The organism is Kitasatospora sp. MAA19 (assembly GCF_029894125.1).
Classification (GTDB): Bacteria; Actinomycetota; Actinomycetes; order Streptomycetales; family Streptomycetaceae; genus Kitasatospora.
Map to the genome: position 1 here is coordinate 1 of NZ_JARXYZ010000089.1, position 1,361 is coordinate 1,361.

General features: G+C 68.1%; 2 protein-coding genes. Both read right to left on the minus strand.

The window, feature by feature from the left end; translation table 11 throughout:
- Positions 1-8: 8 nt before the first annotated feature.
- Positions 9-407: a hypothetical protein gene (locus P3T27_RS40880; RefSeq protein ID WP_280686451.1), complete on the minus strand. Its 399-nt coding sequence runs from the start codon at positions 405-407 to the stop codon at positions 9-11.
- On the minus strand, positions 404-1,258 hold the full coding sequence (locus P3T27_RS40885; protein WP_280686452.1) for an IS5 family transposase: 855 nt from the start codon (positions 1,256-1,258) through the stop codon (positions 404-406). The genes P3T27_RS40880 and P3T27_RS40885 overlap by 4 nt, the downstream gene beginning before the upstream one ends.
- Positions 1,259-1,361 lie beyond the last annotated feature (103 nt).

A 1,361-nucleotide genomic window follows, 5' to 3' on the forward strand; every position in this document is an offset into this window, starting at 1 on the left:
AGAGGACGTTAAGTCCGTTTCTGGTAGATGCCTCGTCCGGGTTGGGTGAGGAAGCCCTGGCGGGTGAGGCGTCCAAGGCGGGAGCGGGTGACATTCAGGGAGGGGTCGTCGGTGGGCCAGCTGAGGAGTTCGTGCAGTTCGCGGACGCGGAAGGGCTGGTCGGGGTGGTGGTTGAAGGTGTCCAGGACCTGCTGGTAGGCGGTAGCCGGTTCGTCGGGCTGGGGGTCGGTGCCGTCTGGCGTGATCTCCTGGACGATCTTCCGGGCCGTGGCCAGCTCGGCCAGGCGCCCCTCGGTCTCGGCCAGGGCGGTGGTGAGGTGCTCGATCTGCCGCCGTAGGTCGTCGGCCCGGGCCATGGCCTGTTCATGCCGGACCTGGACGTCCTTCAGGAGGTCGGCGACGTTCACGCGGCCACCTCGTAGGCGTCGCGCCAGGCTGGGGCGGGGGTGGTGAGGCGGCGGGCCATGTTCGCGGTGGACGCCCAGTAGACGCGGGAGGCGGAGTTGTCGGGCCTGTGGTCGTACTCGCGGGCCAGGCGCCGGTGCAGCATCAACGTGCCGTTGACCTGTTCGACCACCCACCGCTTCGGCTGCGGGACGAAGCCCTTGCCCTGGTCGGCCGGGTTGCGGCGGACGATCTCGACGGTGATGCCGAGCAGGGCGCCGTGGATGACGGTCTCGTCCTTGAAGCCCTGGTCCACCAGGGCCTTCTCCAGGCGGTTGCCGCACCGCTCGGCGGCCTGGGTGAGCAGGGCGGTGCCGGCGGCGTTGTCGTGGGCGGAGGCCGCGAGGACGACGACCCCGATGATCAGGCCCAGCACGTCGACCACGAGCCCGCGCTTGCGGCCCGGCACCTTCTTGCCGGCGTCCAGTCCCGTCGTGGTCTTCGGGACCCCGGCCGCCGCACGGACGGACTGGGTGTCGATGATCACGAGGGACGGGTCCTCTAATCGCTTGGCTCTCTCCCGTACCTGGCAGCGCAGCAGCTCCTGTATTCGCTGGTCAAGGCCGTCCTGGCGCCACAGCGTGAAGTAGTAGAACACCGCCGACCACGGCGGCAGGTCGTGCGGGAGGTAACGCCACTGACAGCCCGTCCGGTTCTGGTAGAAGATCGCGTTCACGACCTCCCGCAGGTCGCAGGACCCGGGGTCCCCGGTCGCCGACCGGGCCACCCGCTCCTGCTTCCACGACTCGATCATCGGTCTGACCAGTTCCCACTGCTCGTCTGTCACGTCACTCGGATACGCCGGTCTCTCCATACTCCGCACAACATCACCCACCCCCCGGCCAGCACGTCAGTTCATCGAACGATCACACGAACGAGCGATCCCCAACCATGAGTAAAGGGACTTAACGTCCTCT

Coding starts and splice junctions, on each gene's coding strand:
- P3T27_RS40885 (WP_280686452.1), bottom strand. CDS start 1,258: ATGGAGAGACCGGCGTATCCGAGTGACGTGACAGACGAGCAGTGGGAA.